This window comes from Paenibacillus sp. FSL R5-0749 (assembly GCF_038595085.1).
GTDB lineage: Bacteria > Bacillota > Bacilli > Paenibacillales > Paenibacillaceae > Paenibacillus.
In genome coordinates this window covers 1,957,060-1,973,472 of sequence record NZ_CP152005.1, presented here as the reverse complement: position 1 = coordinate 1,973,472, position 16,413 = coordinate 1,957,060, and the positions used below count along the sequence as shown (strand labels likewise).

Genomic DNA, 16,413 nt, shown 5'->3' with positions numbered 1-16,413 from the left:
TCCCATAATCACTTTCTTTTAACGAACAGAGCCACCAAATACGAGTGTATTACTCAAAAGTCGACCTGGTGAGGTCAGCATTTTGCCCCCGGCGTACATGCCTGAAGATGCGCCACCATCCAGATTCATGGCCTGCTTCGCCCCAAGCTTTTGCATCACCGCTGCCCACTCCTTGATTGTTGCTCCGGAAACGGTAGCCAGCATAACAGAACCGTCCGCCATGATTGCGATACCACTTCTGGCTCCGGAAGCATTAAGAATCTTGGCATCCTTGAAACCTTCACTCGTCGGATTTACAGCTACCTTGCCGTCTTTCACCAGACGCGGACCTGCTCCCACAGCGGTCACCACATCTTGCCAAGGAATCTCTTTACCTGCTGCGTTCGTATATTTGTAATTCATTTCTACGGTTGAGCCAACGGTGAAACGATCTGAAGAGGACTTTTGGTTGCCTGTGAAGACCAGCACAGAGCCATTCTTAGGAATGGCTACATTGGTGTTAGGGACTTTTTTGGTCACGATGCCTTTCTCCATGACTACTGCAGTACCACCTTTGAACCCGACTGTCGCACCTCGTTCAGGTGTATACAGCATCGTAATGCTTGCATTCGCAGAGGGTGTTCGATTAATAAATGTCGCATACCAACTGCGTGATTTGCCTTTTGTATCTGTTACTTTACCTGTCAAACTCACCTGAAGTGAATCCATGATCGCCGAGCCATCTTCCTTAAATCCGATGGATGTTCCGTATCTTCCAATATGTATGACCTTACCATTTGCTATTAACATGCCGTATGGATCTGGTGCTCCGTTATATGCTTCGAAAAATGCTCCGTTAATGGCTGCTTGTGCACCGTAGGCTTTCACAATCGATGGCAATGTAGCCGTCTGGCCAACTTGCTTCTTCGCGAGTCCCACGGTAACCGGTGTTCCCTTCGGAATCGAAACGGTCTGTACGGTAAAATTACGTCCTGCTGCTTTTACTTTCTGTACTTTGGTGCTAATTGCTGCTTTGGCATCCACTGTCTGTGGCGCACTTACTGCTCCCGAAAGAATTATTGGCAAGGCCAGGACGAGGGCCATAGCCCCTGTCCACCACTTTTTGCCTGATCGTACGTTCTTCATGTTGCTCACCCTATTGCCACTCCCATCCAAGAGCCGAGGCTCTTCATCTCAAGTTGTTCAAACTTGTCCATCACCATATCCGGATCAAGACGCAATTCACAGATATCCAGCGCACAGGCAACCGGAACAGCACAATGAATCTCTGCCAGTTTGCGGGACAGATGAAGCATGTCCAGATCATTCTCAATCTTGTTACGCACCGAAGGGGTCAGTTTATCCATGTTGCTCAAAATCCCTTCAATGGAGCCATATTCCTGTACAAGCTTCAACGCTGTTTTCTCACCAATTCCCCGTACTCCGGGATAGTTGTCACTGGCATCTCCCATCAGACCCTTCATGTCAATGACTTGACGAGGTGTCAGTTGTTTCTCTGCCATGAGCGTTTCAGGATTGTACACCATGTAGTTGCCATGGCCTTTTTTCATAATAATGATACTCGTGCGATCATTAATCAGTTGCAACATGTCGTGGTCACCCGTCAGTACCATAACATTCATATCTGTCTCTTCGGTATAATACTTAGCAAGCGTCCCGATGCAATCGTCAGCTTCGAATCCTTGTGCACCTATATTCGGAATACCCAGACTATCCATGACTTCACGAATCAGGGCGAACTGGGGAATCAGGTCATCTGGAGCTTCAGACCGGTTGCCTTTGTAGGCTGCATATTCTTCACCGCGGAACGTCTTACCGCCCATATCCCAACAACATACGACATGACTTGGCCCAAAAGTCTGAACCGCATCCCAGAAATAACGGATAAATCCGTAGACTGCGTTGGTAGGCAATCCTGCCTTTGTACGTCTGATATATCCGCTTGCAGATGTCGCATAAAAAGCACGGAACAACACCGCCATACCGTCCACCAGCAACAAAGTAGGTTCATTACGTTGATTCACTTGAATTTGTTCTCTCCTATCCTGATCTAGCATATAAAATACGAAACTAATTCTATCATTATAGCATAGTTCCGCCAACCATCGTTCAGCCAAAAAAGCCCTGAATCTTGAACAATTCAAGGCTGGTATTCAGCACGCTTATGCGTTATTCCATTCCTGCTCGAACGTTTCTTCCTTGAAACCAACTGTCACCTTTTCTCCATCCGTAACAATCGGACGTTTGATCAACCGACCATTGGAAGCCAACAAACGAATCTGTTCATCAGCGGACATGCCTGGCAGCTTGTCCTTCAATTGTTGTTCTTTGTACACTTCCCCGCTCGTATTAAAGAACTTTTTCACCTCGAGCCCGCTTTTCTGGATCAATTCTGTTAGTTCAGATTCTGATGGTGGTGTGTCAAAAATGGGGATTAGCTCCAGCTCATGTCCTTGCGCTTCAAGCCACTTTACAGCTTTGCGGCATGTGCCGCATTTGGCATATTGATATACTTTTAAGTTGCTCATTTATTTGTTCCTCCTGTGTGGCTCCGGTGTGGCTCCGGTTTCGACTTCTCGCTTCCCTTGGTTTGCTTCGCAAATCCAAAAGTCGCTCCAAATCGATACCATCGCCATGTAATTTTACTGATTTTTGCGAATGAGATCAAAACACACATTCGCTATTTTTTTGGACCAAAACCATTTAGATTTAATATTTTTAAACGCTTTTACAGATTTGAAATTGCTGCCTCATCATTCAAACGCTGTTCCAGTGCGGCCATATCTGCTGGGAAAGGGGCCTGGAACGCTATGCGTTCCCGGAGAATCGGATGCTCAAACGTCAGTTCACAGGCATGTAATGCCTGACGTTCAATCCAGCTGTCCCGTTCTTCCCGAACAGCCATGGTCTGTTCATCAATCTCATGCACAGGTAGTGTCTTGTACATCCGATCTCCAATTAACGGGCAACCGATGGACGTCATATGTACCCTGATCTGATGGGTTCTTCCACTTTCCAGCTTGAGACTTATTGCACTGGCACTGCCCCCAGACCAACGTGTTAAAGTCGTGTACAACGTTCTTGCAGCGTAACCATCAGGCGTTACAATTCGGCGGTGTGGCTCTTCAGGATCCCTGTCAATCGGCCCATCCACTGACCCTTGTTCCGGGACGGGGCTGCCGTGTACAAACGCAATATATTTCTTGTCTACCGTCCCTGCAATCATCTGTTCAGATACGTGCTGGTGCACATACGGGTTCTTGGCTATAACCAGCACACCTGACGTTTCCTGATCAAGACGATGAATTGGTCTAAACCGGAATCGCTCACCCTTGGATTTCCAGTAATGAACGACTCCATTCGCCAAAGTACCTGTGTAATGTCCATGTGTCGGATGAACGATGATGCCTGCATCCTTGTTTACAACAAGTAAGTGCTCATCTTCATACAGAACGGTAAAGGGGATAGGTTCAGGCAAAATATCATCCGATTCCTCTTGCTCCATCCGAACTTCAACGACATCACCTGCAGCTACCTTGACGCTAATGTATACGCGCTCCCCATTAAGCATAACGCCTTGTTCCGTCAGCTTGATTTTGGACAAGAGCTTGCGGGACACCAGCAGCCGCCGCTGAAGCACGGTCTTCAGCAGCCAGCCATCTTCTTGCTCGGTCACCGTGTAGACAATGGGCGAATAGTATTGGCTCATTCTTTGCGGCGGAAGACTTTTTTGCTCCGCACATATTCAATATCGGCCACCTGTTGTCTCGCGTTGGCCGTCCGTGCAACTACGAAGAAATAATCAGACAGTCGGTTTAGATACCGCCGTACAGACGGATTAATATCCGTATGTTGTCCCAGTGTTACCGTGCGACGTTCTGCGCGGCGACATACGGTACGGCATACGTGCAAAGCAGAGGATAACTGGCTGCCACCTGGAATAATGAAGCGTTCCACTTTCGGATTCTCTGCATCATACTGGTCAATCCATTGCTCCAGACGTGTGACCATTTCATCTCTCACCTTATATTTGGTCTCACTAATCTTCACGAAGGCCAGATCCGACCCGCAATCGAACAATTCCTGCTGCACTTCCAGCAGATGTTCACGCAGATCGTCGAATTCGCCCTGAGCCGACTCAATAAGGCTAATCGCCTGACCGACAAAACAGTTCAATTCATCAATCGTACCATAAGCCTCTACTCGGTCATCATCCTTGATGACACGTCCACCAATAACCGAGGTCTGACCTTCGTCACCTGTTCGTGTATATATGCCCATCGTTATCCCTCCAATTGTTAATATCATTAATGAATACGGGAATGCTATTTTTTCAGAAACCAGTTTCTCGCTGTACACGTATATAAGAATTGGTGTGCTCTGCCGAGTATACGACAAATCGAAGGAAACCAAAAGCAAAGGGAGACGATTATGCAAAACTGGATAACCGATTTCATGGAACAATACGGCTACATAGGCATTGCACTCATTATTGCTCTTGAGAATGTATTCCCCCCGATTCCATCCGAAATCATCTTGCCATTTGGCGGTTTCTTGACCACTTACACCAGTCTAACTCTTCCAGGGGTTATTATCGCTGCTACCATCGGCTCCGTCCTTGGTGCTGTCATGCTGTATGGTATTGGTCTGCTCATTGACGTCGAGCGCCTTGAGAAAATTGTGGAACGTTGGGGACATGTGCTACGCATCAAAAAAGAGGATATTCACCGTGTCGATGCATGGTTTGACAAATATGGCATGTGGACCGTATTATTCTGCCGAATGGTTCCCCTCGTACGTAGTCTTATCTCCATTCCGGCAGGCATGTCCAATATGAAATTTGGTTTATTCCTTCTCTTTACAACCATTGGTACATTGATCTGGAATGTCATTCTTGTCTGCGTCGGTGCTGCGCTTGGCGCATCGTGGGAGAGCATTTTGCACTTTATGGACGTCTATTCCATCGTGGTGTACGTCATGCTAGCCATTATTGTTATCGGATGTATCATCTGGTGGATCAGACGTAGCAAAAAGAAAAAATAAAGAACGATGATTAAATAAAGCCTCCTCGCCACCCATTCGTGGTTAAGGAGGCCTCTTTAAGTCACCCGTTTATGTCATCTCACTATCGTTCATCTTCATTTCGCATGCCCTGACTCTTAAGATCGATAGCCAGACCAGATACCAGCATGTACATCTTTTCAGCATGTATCTGCAGCATCCGGTTAACCGAAGCCATTCTCGCTGTAAATATTCGTTCTTCCTCGGTAGGATGTAATGTGCCATGCATTTCATTGGTAATCACAAGCAGCTTCCCCTGATAAGACAATAACGCATCAAGCAAAAGCTGTGTCTCTGATCGCTGCTGATTCAGATCCTCGGTTGCTCTGAAACTGGTAGCCATCCAGGAGGTCAAACTATCTACAATTACAATTCGCTGATCCGCCAAAAACAGATTGGATTCCCGATTAATCTGGGTGATCACCTCTGTCAGATGCTGACCGTTCCCGGCTTGAATGGCACGATAATGAGCGGATGGCAATTCGGGAATAACGGGATCATGATCACCAGTGGATAAATATACACCCTCCCGGCTAATCCCGGCTGCGTACTTGAGGGCAAACCGGGTTTTACCACTACCTATGCCGCCTGTGACCGTAATCAGCAATCCGCTTCCCTCCTTCCATAGCCATTCTGAATTTTCTTTACTCTGTCAGCGCCTTCAGCACTTTCTTGGATTCTTCGACATTGGAAGATGACACTGGAATGGTAGCGAACAGATTGCTCGCAGCATATTCTACATCTTTAAACATTTTCATATCTTCGAGCGGAATGCCGTAAAGATGTGATTCTTGTTTGATATCTGAACCTCCATCTCCTTCACCCTTCTCTACCAATACTCCACCCTCAAATACCCCCCGTTCAAACTTCTTGGGGTCAAAAGTATCATCCAGCGGAATATTGGAACCATTACTTCCATATTGTTTCATGTCAGATTCAGGCAAAATGAAGATATCATGTCCTCCAGCTGCGTACTCAACCATAATTTTCTGAACATCATACATCGCACTGGTGATCACTTCTACCTTGGGTTCCTCGCCCAGTTTCTGTTGCAGATTAGCCTGTAACTGTTCTGAGATTACAGATGGATTTCCTTGGTTATCAATGATAAAAATGGAAAAACCATCTTTACCACCACAACCAGCAAGCAGAAAAACGATAGAAACGATCGCAGTAAGCCCCCAAAATCTCTTCATTCCAGTTCCCCCTTTAGTCTCCTACGTCCAATATATCACAATTGTTCCACGCAAAAAAATAACCTGTTTGATCGGGCGATCACCCTGCCTTTGCACACACAAAAAAAGAAGACCCTCTCAGGTCTCCCTCTCTAATTCGATTAATGAAACGTTTCAATCCGGCATAAACGTTATTTTGCTTTGATCGGGTTAGCCTTCATATACTCATTAATCTTTAAATCCAGCAAACTGCTGATTTCAATTACAATATCGGATGTGAATGATTTCTCTTCGAGGAAGATCTGTTCCATCTTGCGACGAAGCATATGAATTTCATCTTCCAAGGAAATGTCATGCAAAGATGCGTTATCGGGTTTCACCGACCATCGGTCGCCATGATCGCCTTCTGCCAGAACGTGCCCACGATTCGTCGGTAAATCATATTCAACACAAAACAAAGCTAACCCCTCCTTGGAAAAATGTTTTCCAAATATATGAAAACTTATTTCAAATTGAAATTATATCACATTATTTTGTAAAAGAAAGTTATTTTTTTCCAACGATAACAATGTCACATTTGTAAAAAGATTCTACTTTAGTATTAACCCTCTTTTTGCAGTTTGTAAACAAAGTTTCCGATTCGTTCCAAAGCTTCATTCAATTGGGTTACAGAAGTAGCATAAGAACAGCGCAAGAAGCCTTCACCCTGAGGGCCAAAAACATTGCCGGGAACAGCAGCAACTTTATTCTCTGTTAACAATCGCTCAGCAAACAGGTCGGAACTCATACCTGTCTTTTGAATACTCGGGAATGCATAGAATGCTCCCTGAGGTTCATGACAATCAAGTCCAATATCCCTGAATCCCTGCACAATTAAACGTCTACGCTGATTATACGATTCTACCATCCGATCTTTCTCACCCAAACCGTTCGTCAATGCCTCAAGTGCAGCAACCTGACCCATGGCCGGTGCACACATTACTGTATACTGATGGATTTTGAGCATGGCTGCAATAAGCTCAGGATGACCACACATGTAACCGATCCGCCAACCTGTCATTGCAAATGCCTTCGAAAATCCGCTTACGAGAATTGTTCGCTCCTTCATGTCAGGAATAGCTGCAAAGCTAACATGTTTTTGTGTGTACGTCAATTCAGCATAGATTTCATCAGCGATTACAATCAGATCATGCTTTTTAATCACTTCAGCAATCGGCAGCCACTCTTCATACGTCATGATGGCCCCAGTGGGATTACTCGGATAACACAGAATAACCACTTTCGACTTCGGTGTGATGCCAGCTTCAAGTGCTTCGGCCGTTAACTTGAACTGATCTTTTGCGTAGGTTTCAACCCCAACCGGTATACCGCCACCGATTGAAGCGATTGGTGAATAAGCCACGTAGGAAGGTTCAGGAATGAGAATCTCGTCGCCAGGTACGATTAACGCACGCAAAGCCAGATCAATCGCTTCACTGCCACCCACGGTGACAATAATCTCATCCTTGGGATCGTATTTGGTATCAAACTGAGTATCCAGATATTCACTGATGGCTTCTCTCAACTTCGGCATACCTGCGTTGGATGTGTAACTGGTCATACCTCTTTCCAGCGAGTAGACACAGGCTTCACGCATATGCCAAGGTGTAACAAAATCAGGTTCACCCACACCCAATGTAATAATATCCTTGTTGTCTCCAACCAGATCAAAAAATTTACGAATTCCGGATGGAGGTATCTGCTGCACGAGGGGTGCCAGATAAGTTGTCATTTTCTTATTGTTCCCGGTTGTCTGTTCATTCACTATCATGACACATCTTCCTTTACGGCGAGATCATGAGACGGTTGTCTTCTTGATGGTCTTCAAAGATAATCCCGTCCTGCTTATATTTTTTAAGTATAAAATTCGTTTTGGTTGAAAGTACAGAGTCTATCGGAGACAGTTTCTCCGACACAAAATTAGCCACTTCACGCAGGTTGCCACCTTCCACTTCAACGAGCAGATCGTATGCACCTGACATGAGATATACGGATTTCACTTGCGGATAGAGATAAATGCGCTCGGCAATCCCTTCAAAGCCACGACCACGCTCCGGCGTGATCTGAACCTCAATCAGGGCCGTTACTTTTTCATCATCTATTTTGCTCCAGTTCACGACAGTTGCGTATTTCACGATGACGTGGTCTTGTTCAAGCTGCGCCACGGCGTTTTTGATCTTGTCTTCCGACTCCCCCAGCAGCGTCGACAGCAGTGTGGGAGTCCTTCTCGCGTCTTCCTTCAACAGATCCAGAACTTTTAATTGCAGATCGTTCAAATCTTTCATGGTTTTCCCTCCAGCGTCATCCAGGTTCCTGAAAATGAATTAATACTTATATTACATGAATTTAACGTTGATGCATAGACAAAAGACCGCCTGCCCTGAATTCGGGCAAGCGGTGGTATGGTCCTGGAACGTTAGGTGCTTCAAACCTCTTTTGCAAAGGTTACATGTAATAAGGGTTACCGTAATTCGGCTGATGCTGAGGCACATTAGGAGCTTGGCTATATGAGCTGTTCTGCGTATTCTTTTCCTGAATGAATTGCTGACACTTCTGTTGGGCCTGTTGTGCAGACTGGAGCTGCTTGTCCACATCCTGACGGAGTGCTTTGGCCGACACGGAATACATGTTGTTTTGCTGCATCAGATTGAACAGTTCTCCCTGTAATCTCAGGGTATCGTTCGTTAAATCGGTGAACATTCGACGTGTCATCGGGCAGGATGCTTCCGTAGTCGCAGTCGTATATTCGCGCGAGGTTCGTCTCAAATCTGCAAGAATAGACTTCAGCAGATCCTGCTCCTGCATAAAAGAGCCATTAGATGATAAAGATTGTGAATACATGCATTTTCCTCCTATACAGTTAGAATAGTGTCCAATTACTGAGCTTGTGTCGGGGCAAGAGACTGATGTTGCTGAAGCGCATTGACAAGCGTGTTCAGATGCTGTTCATGTGAGCGAACATAGTGATTCAGTGCCTGTTGAATTTGTGGATTATGTGTGATGAAAGCTGTTGCTGCACACTGCTTAATCAGCAGTTCTTCATTGGTGATCGAGTCCGCAATATAGTTTAATTCCTTGGGACTCAGTGCTTGCATCGTATGATTCTGCATGTTTCGCTGGCCTCCTCGGCATATAGTTTATGCGCAATTATTGTTAACCCGGTCACACAAAAGTATACAAATTTAATTCATAAAGGAGATGTTTCTAATGGATTTGGTCTATGGCACACCTTTTTGGCCCTCCACTTTTAATGCAACATTTGATTACTCTGCTCTGCAAGAAGACATCTCTTGTGACTGCCTCATCATTGGTGGAGGCATGGGGGGCGCATTGACATCTAAACTACTCACGGAGCAGGGTATTAATACCGTTGTCATTGACAAGAGAGATATTGCCCACGGCAGCAGTTCTGCCAATACAGGTCTTTTACAATATACCAATGACAAAACACTAACCTCATGTATCCATACTTTTGGTGAAGCGACAGGCGTACGCTTTTATGAGCTATGTCGTGAGGCCATGAAACAGCTTGCTCAAATTACAGACAGTTTAGATACAGACCCTTGGTTTATCCCTCGAACAAGTCTTTGTTTTGCAAGTAGCGAAGATGATGTAACTCTACTGAAGGAAGAATACGAGACGCTGAAACGTTATGGTTTTGAAGCTGAATTATGGGATGCCGACAAAATAAGCCAGCATTTTCCTTTCAGTAAACCCGCTGCCCTGTACACGATGGGAGATGCAGAAGTGAACCCCTATCGTTTTGTTCATGCCTTGTTTGAATCCGCAAATAATCGTGGCGCTCGAATTTATGGCCAGACGGAGATGATACACTGTGAGTACGATGAAGAAGGTGTATTATGTCACACTTCCAACGGTAAAATCCGTGCCAAGAAGGTTATATTTGCTGCCGGTTACGAGACACAGGACATCAAAAAGGATCGTGGAGCCTATCTGAAAACGACTTATGCAATTGCTACCAAACCATTGTCTGATCTTAGTGAATGGTCTGAACACAGCATGATTTGGGAGACGGCACGCCCCTATTTGTATATGCGAACAACACCCGACGGAAGAATCATCGCAGGCGGTTTGGATGAAGAAATACCTCGGGAGGATCAACGTGAAATACGGGCAAAACACCGGGGAGATACACTCCTGGAAGAGGTACGTTCCTATTTCCCTTTAGATGATCTTGAAGTCGATTATGCCTGGGGTGCCGTGTTTGGTAATACGAATGATGGTCTCCCTCTGATTGGTACCCATCCCGATTATCCGCATTCATATTTTGTAGAAGGATACGGAGGTAACGGGACCGTATACAGCATGATTGCTGCTTCCTTAATTGTGGATGCCATTGCCGGCAAACAGAATCCTGATATGGATCTGTTCTCACTCACACGCACAAGTAAACCATCTCCTGTGTAACAGGAAAACAAATCAATACAAATAGGGTACAGCACACGGAAAGTTCTCTTTCCTGTCGCTGTACCCTGTTTGTATTTCGAGACCTGCTAAGCCGCAGGCTCTTGCCCCTCCGTTCGGTTCAATAATTTGCGCATGAAGATCCATCCGATAAGTGGAGAAGCACCAAGGATAATAATAAGCCATGTTAACATGTGTAGAGACGGAGCATTAATGACCGTCACAATGAATATGGCCAATCCAAATAGTCTGCCAAGCATCAGGCATAATTCTCTCAAAACGACAAGTTCAACCCTTTTCTCCACATTTTCGCCACTGGTGCCCATCATGTCGAATCCCGCTGATATCATTGGAAGTACATACAACGGCATCGCAACAGCACTCCCAATTCCCATGATTAACAATGTACCATAGGTCACTTTCCAGAGAAGAGGAAGCAGCACAACGAGCAGAATGAGGGCCCCGATGAACATGCCTTTCGATCTGAACTGTGGTTTGAACCACTTCCCGGCTGCCCAATAACTTACGAGTGCCACAGCTGAAGTGATGAGTGAAAACTGCCCCAATTTGTACTCCTGTGCTGTGGCCAAATATACCAACAGTGCAATCAGGAAGGCAAAGACACCTTCCCGTGCGCCCTGAGCGAATAACCCCAAGGCTAAGGTCCTCCAGGGACTATTCGGTTTGGATAGCTGTATCCAGGGTTCAGACCAGCGGTATGTACCGCTCACCTTTCTTTTTTTTAGAAAAAAACTGAAGACTACCGCTATCACATAAATGACGAGTGATACCGTAAAGATGAGCCGATATCCTGTGTTGTCTGTCATGCGAGTAATAATCAGACCGGAGAACCACGGACCTATAATTCCGGTCATCGAGCCAAGTAACCCGACCCAGCCATTGAATAGATCCCTGTTTTCCCGATCCGTTATTTCAAAATACACAACATTAAATGCGATCCAGAACAGCCCCAGTGAACAACCTAATAGAATACCCAATGGCCATATCCAGTCTACTGCTTTGGAGCCAGCCCAGAGGACGATCATATAAAATATGCCGGACAGCGCAGTACCTAGTCGAAGTGCACTCATTTTATTGTGTTCCTTGACCCATTTGCCAGCAAGCCAGAATGTCAGTCCAATGGTCAGTTGCTGGCTGAGAGTAAACCATCCCAACATGGCATAATCCGGGCGGCTTCTCCACAGAAACACATTCAAAAAGGTTCCCGACAGTGCTCCGGCTAACGCAAACAATCCATTCACGCCCAAAAGCAGAATGGATTGTCGGCCTAAAGTAATCTTCATCTGCTCCTCCTTCATCCACCTGAAGTGAACTGTGTACAGGTAGGTCTTAGGGTTAACGTGCCCCAAGCAAGAGGAAAACATGATGAATCTTCAGGATTGCTTTGAAATTGTGGTTCGTATCTACGTGAAGCTTACTCTTGCGCACTCAGGTTCTGAATCAGACGCAGACGGTCATCCTCAGACAGACTGTATTGAACTTGGAAACATCCCGAGCATATATAGGTCAGCACCTTAAAAGGAGGTGACAATAGCGCCCCTTCGCCTGAAACTGCGTTAGCAACTGGCATGAAATTATCCTGCGTTGCAGCTTGTGTACCTGCGAGAATCATGAATTCCCGGCAATTCGGGCACTCCGGCACTTCTTCCTGATGATCAAGTTGCTTCTGAACACCTTGTTCATACTGAATGAGGTCATTACCCTCATCGGCATATTTGGTCAACGTTCGCAGCTCCGGCAATTTGAGTTCAACTTCATCCCCCCACAGATCTGTAAGATCCGTAGTCTGTTCCTCATCTTTTACATCATCCACATCATAGATGTCGTCCTCTGCATCATCGTTCTCTTCATCACCAATGTTAATGTTGAGCGTTCGATATCCCTTCAATTCATTGTGGCAGTATGGACACTCCTCTTCAGGGCCAAGTTCCTCATCCCATACAATTTCCGTTTGACACCAAGGGCATATTGTTGTTTCCATATTCAATCAACCTTTCTCTTTCATCTCATCATGTATTCATCACATAGATCACACCGATGGCAAAAAACACGATCGATGCCGCAAACAGAATCCGTATCAATATCTTCATGACCGTTCCCCCTAGATAATGCTCGCGCCAATAACAAACGACAGCGAGACTGAAATAATCATGGATATCAATCCGACAGCTCGGTTATCCGCTTCGATCTCCTTATCAATGGAGAACACGGGTGTCAGGAATTCGAACAAAAAATAGGCGGTAAGCAGAAGAACAAACCCAACAAAAGACCATGTCATGGCTTCATATACCGAAGACTTGGCTTGTATACAGAACCGCAGTACGTTGCAGATCCCAAAGATCTTGCCTCCTGTAGCCATCGCAACCGCCACATTGCCCTTCTTGATCTCCGTCCAGCATTTATACTTGGTCACCAGTTCGAAGCAAGCCAGAAATACAAGCAGCTCCATAATCGCTACCGAGAAAAAACCGAGTACCATCCCCAAAGGATGAGACAGCAATTGGTCAATGCTTTTTATCACGCACCGTTCCCCTCTCCCCATCTGCGACCTTCATGAATAAGGTCGCAGAATATCATTGATTCATGGACCGGCTATTCCAATTCTGCGACGGTCACACCGTTCCCGCCTTCTCCGTAATTGCCCAGCCGGTAACTTTTAATATGTTTATGCTTACGCAGGTAATCCTGAATACCGGAACGTAAAATTCCAGTACCTTTACCGTGAATAATATAAACTTGGCCCAGGTTGGCAAGGAAAGCTTCATCAATGAATCGGTCTGTCTCCATCAGGGCTTCTTCCAGGTTGGTGCCACGCAGATCCAATTCACTTTTCACATTGTCATCACGTGTGCGTTTCATACCGGTTACCGGTTTTTGCTTCGGTTTGGCTGCTGGAGCCGATTGTTGTAGTTCCAGGTCATCCAGGGATACTTTCATTTTCATAATCCCCAATTGTACCATAGCGTCTTTACTGCCCGACATCTCTACAACATGGCCTTTTTGATTCAAACTGTAGACAAGCACTTCATCACCAGGACCGATGGCACGAGTCTTCGGCGCTGTTGCCGTCTTCTTGACCGTTTTCCTGCGTTTCTCCGGTTCAGCCTCGTCCAGTTGTTTGCGGGCAGCAATGAGTTTGTGCTCCTTCACGGAAGCACCTTCCTCCATAGCCAACAGGCGAAGATCTGCTATAATCTTCTCCGCTTCCGCGCGTGCCTTGTCCACAATGCTGCGTGCATCTTCTTCTGCTTTTTCAATCCGGCGATCACGCTGCTGTTCCAGCTTCTCCAGTTCCGCCTGATGACGACTGCGTAATTTCTCCATGTCCTGGCGCAAGCTCTCCGCCTTCTCACGCTCTTGTTCAGCTGTAAGACGGTTCTCTTCCAGAGAAGCGATCATGTGCTCAATCCGTTGATCCTCTTCCTTCACTTCGCCACGGGCGTAGTCGAGAATGTAACCTGGCAGTCCCAGTCGCTCTGCAATGGCAAATGCATTACTTCGTCCAGGTACACCTACCAGAAGGCGATAGGTTGGACTCAATGTGTTAATGTCAAATTCCATACTGGCATTAATGACACCTTTACGCTCATAAGCGTATGCTTTCAGTTCACTGTAGTGGGTGGTTGCAACCATGCGACATCCCGTCCGGTGCATATGCTCCAGCATGGAGATCGCCAGTGCGGACCCTTCAGCCGGGTCTGTTCCTGCTCCAAGTTCATCGAGCAATACCAGACTCTTCGGCGTCATATTCTTCAGAATGCGAATGATGTTCGTCATATGACTGGAGAACGTACTCAGATTCTGCTCAATACTCTGCTCGTCCCCAATGTCTGCATAGATCGCATCAAATACACATAGCTGACTGCCATCCTCAGCCGGAACAAATAAACCGGACATCGCCATCAGGCTCAGCAATCCAATCGTTTTGAGCGTTACCGTCTTACCACCCGTATTGGGACCTGTCACGATAATGGATGTGTAATCATTGCCCAGCTCTATGTCGATTGGAACTACGTTTTCGATCGGTATCAATGGATGACGGCCCTTCTTCAGTTTGAGGAACCCGCGGTCATTCATGCGTGGTAATGTTGCTTTCAGTTCACGAGCCAGACGTGCTTTGGAGAAGATAAAATCGAGCGATCCCAGCAAGTCGACATCATACAGCAGCCATTCACCCTGCTCACTGACAAGTGCCGTCAATTTCTGCAAAATAATCTCTATTTCGCGTTCTTCCCGAATCCGGGTTTCGCGTAATTTGTTGTTCATGGCTACAATCGATTCCGGCTCAATGAACAATGTCGCACCCGAACCGGACTGATCGTGCACAATCCCGCCAAAGTACGAACGATATTCAGCTTTTACCGGAATAACAAAACGGTCTCCTCTGATGGTGATGAGCTGATCCTGCAACATCTTGGATACAGTAGAGGATCGAATCATGGAATCCAGCTTTTCGCGAATACGCGCTTCACCGCCTCGCAACTCACGACGAATCTGAGCCAACGTTACGCTTGCACTGTCGGCAACCTCTGCATTGTCGTCAATACAGATTTTGATGGCATCCTCAAGCGTTTTTTGCTCTGACAATTGGTCACTGATATAGAACAGAGATTCGATGGGCTCATCTTCATGCAAAGTACCAATCTGACGTTTCAATCGCCGCGCCGCAAAGGTCGTGTTGGATATTCCCAAAAGTTCGTGAGGGTTAAGTGTGCCTCCAATTTCAGCTCGTTTGATGGAAGCTGTAATATCTACAATTCCCCCAAACGACGGGGAGCCTTTCAAGCGATCGAATGTAAAGGCTTCATCGGTTTGCTGCAGCAACCGCTTCACTTCTTCAAGTTCACTGCTTGGTTCAAGTTGCTCCGCTTTCTTTTTTCCCATGCTCGTCTGGGCAAAGCTAAGCAATGTATTTAAAATTTTGCGATATTCCAATGTGTGTAAAATTTTCGTGTCCAAGTGTACAACTCCTTCCAAACTATATCTGTATTATAACGAAAGAAACTTTCTTACGCTATTTAACGAATCCTTCCACACATAACTTAAACCATAGCACCACAAACTACAGGTGTCAGGATTGTGCAACCTCTCCATCCCCTTGGAGTTGCCCTGCTCAGTTCAATCCGAAATAAAAGGAGGTAAACACCATGAATTTCCTGGGACATGTCGTGCGATTTATCATCGCCGCAATAGTATTAATGGTGGTTAGCTGGATCGTTCCCGGATTCGCCGTTGGTGGCTTCTGGAGCGCCCTGCTGCTTGCTCTCGTCATTGCCCTGCTCGGCTGGATTGTTGAAGGTATCTTCGGCAAAAGGGTCAACCCGTTTGGTCGCGGTATTGTCGGATTTATCGTTAGCGCACTGGTGATTTGGCTTGGTCAATATGTTGTAGATCATGTTGAAGTCAGCCTGCTCGGTGCCATTCTCGCTGCGCTGGTTATCGGGATTATCGATCTATTCATCCCGGTTTCCACCCCTTTTGATGCAGGACGAAGCTCCAAAAGTTAATCTACATTTCACCTTAACGTTCCAATGAATATTCGCTTAAACCTCTGAAGGCTCCGTGCCGGAAGAGGTTTATTTCATTTGGGCAGTACCCCTCTATGACATAGAAGCACAATTTTCAAAAAACCGACATACGCAGCGTGTACAGGCATCCACATATTGCGGTATGATGACTGGAGCAATCATTC

General features: G+C 46.1%; 19 protein-coding genes. 3 read left to right on the top strand and 16 right to left on the bottom strand.

What is annotated here, in order from left to right; translation table 11 throughout:
• Positions 1 to 18 precede the first annotated feature (18 nt).
• The 5 genes from MKY85_RS08920 to MKY85_RS08900 all read right to left on the bottom strand — a co-directional run bounded on the left by MKY85_RS08920 (position 19) and on the right by MKY85_RS08900 (position 4,281).
• Positions 19 to 1,125 carry a phosphodiester glycosidase family protein gene (locus MKY85_RS08920; protein WP_339240853.1) on the bottom strand — a complete coding sequence of 369 codons (1,107 nt, stop codon included), beginning with the start codon at positions 1,123 to 1,125 and terminating at the stop codon, positions 19 to 21.
• A 5-nt stretch (positions 1,126 to 1,130) separates the two neighbouring features.
• The gene (locus tag MKY85_RS08915; protein WP_339240852.1) at positions 1,131 to 2,024 is read right to left on the bottom strand and encodes a 5'-3' exonuclease H3TH domain-containing protein; all 894 of its coding nucleotides are present in this window, start codon (positions 2,022 to 2,024) and stop codon (positions 1,131 to 1,133) included.
• A gap of 138 nt (positions 2,025 to 2,162) precedes the next feature.
• The gene (locus tag MKY85_RS08910; protein WP_339240850.1) at positions 2,163 to 2,528 is read right to left on the bottom strand and encodes an arsenate reductase family protein; all 366 of its coding nucleotides are present in this window, start codon (positions 2,526 to 2,528) and stop codon (positions 2,163 to 2,165) included.
• 200 nt (positions 2,529 to 2,728) lie between these two features.
• A complete protein-coding gene (locus MKY85_RS08905) occupies positions 2,729 to 3,709 on the bottom strand; it encodes an RluA family pseudouridine synthase (RefSeq protein WP_342572408.1) in 981 nt (326 codons plus the stop codon).
• The gene (locus MKY85_RS08900; protein WP_339240847.1) at positions 3,706 to 4,281 is read right to left on the bottom strand and encodes a cob(I)yrinic acid a,c-diamide adenosyltransferase; all 576 of its coding nucleotides are present in this window, start codon (positions 4,279 to 4,281) and stop codon (positions 3,706 to 3,708) included. The genes MKY85_RS08905 and MKY85_RS08900 overlap by 4 nt, the downstream gene beginning before the upstream one ends.
• A 150-nt stretch (positions 4,282 to 4,431) precedes the next feature.
• On the opposite strand from MKY85_RS08900, the gene MKY85_RS08895 reads away from it, so the two are divergent.
• Entirely contained in the window at positions 4,432 to 5,043 is a 612-nt protein-coding gene (locus MKY85_RS08895) for a DedA family protein (RefSeq protein ID WP_342572407.1), read from the top strand.
• 82 nt (positions 5,044 to 5,125) lie between these two features.
• Here MKY85_RS08895 and MKY85_RS08890 read toward each other — a convergent pair whose 3' ends face one another.
• The 7 genes from MKY85_RS08890 to MKY85_RS08860 form a co-directional block, all read right to left on the bottom strand.
• Positions 5,126 to 5,668, bottom strand: coding sequence for a bifunctional adenosylcobinamide kinase/adenosylcobinamide-phosphate guanylyltransferase (locus MKY85_RS08890; RefSeq protein WP_342572406.1), 543 nt, complete (start codon positions 5,666 to 5,668; stop codon positions 5,126 to 5,128).
• A gap of 37 nt (positions 5,669 to 5,705) precedes the next feature.
• Complete coding sequence (locus tag MKY85_RS08885; protein WP_339240844.1) at positions 5,706 to 6,257, bottom strand: hypothetical protein; 552 nt, start codon at positions 6,255 to 6,257, stop codon at positions 5,706 to 5,708.
• A gap of 170 nt (positions 6,258 to 6,427) precedes the next feature.
• Positions 6,428 to 6,694, bottom strand: a complete 267-nt coding sequence (locus MKY85_RS08880; protein WP_091014723.1) for an aspartyl-phosphate phosphatase Spo0E family protein — start codon at positions 6,692 to 6,694, stop codon at positions 6,428 to 6,430.
• A gap of 143 nt (positions 6,695 to 6,837) precedes the next feature.
• Positions 6,838 to 8,046, bottom strand: coding sequence for an aminotransferase class I/II-fold pyridoxal phosphate-dependent enzyme (locus tag MKY85_RS08875; protein ID WP_339260031.1), 1,209 nt, complete (start codon positions 8,044 to 8,046; stop codon positions 6,838 to 6,840).
• Positions 8,047 to 8,059: 13 nt separating this feature from the next.
• Positions 8,060 to 8,560, bottom strand: coding sequence for an Lrp/AsnC family transcriptional regulator (locus MKY85_RS08870; RefSeq protein WP_237176219.1), 501 nt, complete (start codon positions 8,558 to 8,560; stop codon positions 8,060 to 8,062).
• Between the two features lie 160 nt (positions 8,561 to 8,720).
• Positions 8,721 to 9,116: a spore coat protein gene (locus MKY85_RS08865; protein WP_339240842.1), complete on the bottom strand. Its 396-nt coding sequence runs from the start codon at positions 9,114 to 9,116 to the stop codon at positions 8,721 to 8,723.
• A gap of 35 nt (positions 9,117 to 9,151) precedes the next feature.
• Complete coding sequence (locus MKY85_RS08860; RefSeq protein WP_342572405.1) at positions 9,152 to 9,385, bottom strand: hypothetical protein; 234 nt, start codon at positions 9,383 to 9,385, stop codon at positions 9,152 to 9,154.
• A gap of 97 nt (positions 9,386 to 9,482) precedes the next feature.
• On the opposite strand from MKY85_RS08860, the gene MKY85_RS08855 reads away from it, so the two are divergent.
• Positions 9,483 to 10,703, top strand: coding sequence for an FAD-dependent oxidoreductase (locus tag MKY85_RS08855; RefSeq protein ID WP_342572404.1), 1,221 nt, complete (start codon positions 9,483 to 9,485; stop codon positions 10,701 to 10,703).
• 86 nt (positions 10,704 to 10,789) lie between these two features.
• On the opposite strand, the gene MKY85_RS08850 is transcribed toward MKY85_RS08855, so the two are convergent.
• The 4 genes from MKY85_RS08850 to MKY85_RS08835 form a co-directional block, all read right to left on the bottom strand.
• A complete protein-coding gene (locus MKY85_RS08850) occupies positions 10,790 to 12,004 on the bottom strand; it encodes an MFS transporter (RefSeq protein ID WP_342572403.1) in 1,215 nt (404 codons plus the stop codon).
• 131 nt (positions 12,005 to 12,135) lie between these two features.
• Entirely contained in the window at positions 12,136 to 12,702 is a 567-nt protein-coding gene (locus MKY85_RS08845; protein ID WP_339240836.1) for a hypothetical protein, read from the bottom strand.
• A gap of 120 nt (positions 12,703 to 12,822) precedes the next feature.
• Entirely contained in the window at positions 12,823 to 13,263 is a 441-nt protein-coding gene (locus MKY85_RS08840; protein WP_339240835.1) for a DUF350 domain-containing protein, read from the bottom strand.
• A 50-nt stretch (positions 13,264 to 13,313) separates the two neighbouring features.
• Entirely contained in the window at positions 13,314 to 15,680 is a 2,367-nt protein-coding gene (locus MKY85_RS08835; RefSeq protein ID WP_339303268.1) for an endonuclease MutS2, read from the bottom strand.
• 188 nt (positions 15,681 to 15,868) lie between these two features.
• Between MKY85_RS08835 and MKY85_RS08830 the strand changes: the two genes are divergently transcribed.
• Positions 15,869 to 16,228, top strand: a complete 360-nt coding sequence (locus MKY85_RS08830) for a phage holin family protein (protein WP_017689637.1) — start codon at positions 15,869 to 15,871, stop codon at positions 16,226 to 16,228.
• The last annotated feature ends 185 nt before the right edge of the window (positions 16,229 to 16,413 follow it).

Excerpts from the sequence above, each read along its gene's own strand:
- MKY85_RS08845 (WP_339240836.1), bottom strand. The coding sequence starts at position 12,702 with ATGGAAACAACAATATGCCCTTGGTGTCAAACGGAAATTGTATGGGAT.
- MKY85_RS08920 (WP_339240853.1), bottom strand. The coding sequence starts at position 1,125 with ATGAAGAACGTACGATCAGGCAAAAAGTGGTGGACAGGGGCTATGGCC.
- MKY85_RS08840 (WP_339240835.1), bottom strand. The coding sequence starts at position 13,263 with ATGGGGAGAGGGGAACGGTGCGTGATAAAAAGCATTGACCAATTGCTG.
- MKY85_RS08910 (WP_339240850.1), bottom strand. The coding sequence starts at position 2,528 with ATGAGCAACTTAAAAGTATATCAATATGCCAAATGCGGCACATGCCGC.
- MKY85_RS08875 (WP_339260031.1), bottom strand. The coding sequence starts at position 8,046 with ATGATAGTGAATGAACAGACAACCGGGAACAATAAGAAAATGACAACT.
- MKY85_RS08900 (WP_339240847.1), bottom strand. The coding sequence starts at position 4,281 with ATGGGCATATATACACGAACAGGTGACGAAGGTCAGACCTCGGTTATT.
- MKY85_RS08860 (WP_342572405.1), bottom strand. The coding sequence starts at position 9,385 with ATGCAGAATCATACGATGCAAGCACTGAGTCCCAAGGAATTAAACTAT.
- MKY85_RS08865 (WP_339240842.1), bottom strand. The coding sequence starts at position 9,116 with ATGTATTCACAATCTTTATCATCTAATGGCTCTTTTATGCAGGAGCAG.
- MKY85_RS08830 (WP_017689637.1), top strand. The coding sequence starts at position 15,869 with ATGAATTTCCTGGGACATGTCGTGCGATTTATCATCGCCGCAATAGTA.
- MKY85_RS08885 (WP_339240844.1), bottom strand. The coding sequence starts at position 6,257 with ATGAAGAGATTTTGGGGGCTTACTGCGATCGTTTCTATCGTTTTTCTG.
- MKY85_RS08855 (WP_342572404.1), top strand. The coding sequence starts at position 9,483 with ATGGATTTGGTCTATGGCACACCTTTTTGGCCCTCCACTTTTAATGCA.
- MKY85_RS08850 (WP_342572403.1), bottom strand. The coding sequence starts at position 12,004 with ATGAAGATTACTTTAGGCCGACAATCCATTCTGCTTTTGGGCGTGAAT.
- MKY85_RS08870 (WP_237176219.1), bottom strand. The coding sequence starts at position 8,560 with ATGAAAGATTTGAACGATCTGCAATTAAAAGTTCTGGATCTGTTGAAG.
- MKY85_RS08895 (WP_342572407.1), top strand. The coding sequence starts at position 4,432 with ATGCAAAACTGGATAACCGATTTCATGGAACAATACGGCTACATAGGC.
- MKY85_RS08905 (WP_342572408.1), bottom strand. The coding sequence starts at position 3,709 with ATGAGCCAATACTATTCGCCCATTGTCTACACGGTGACCGAGCAAGAA.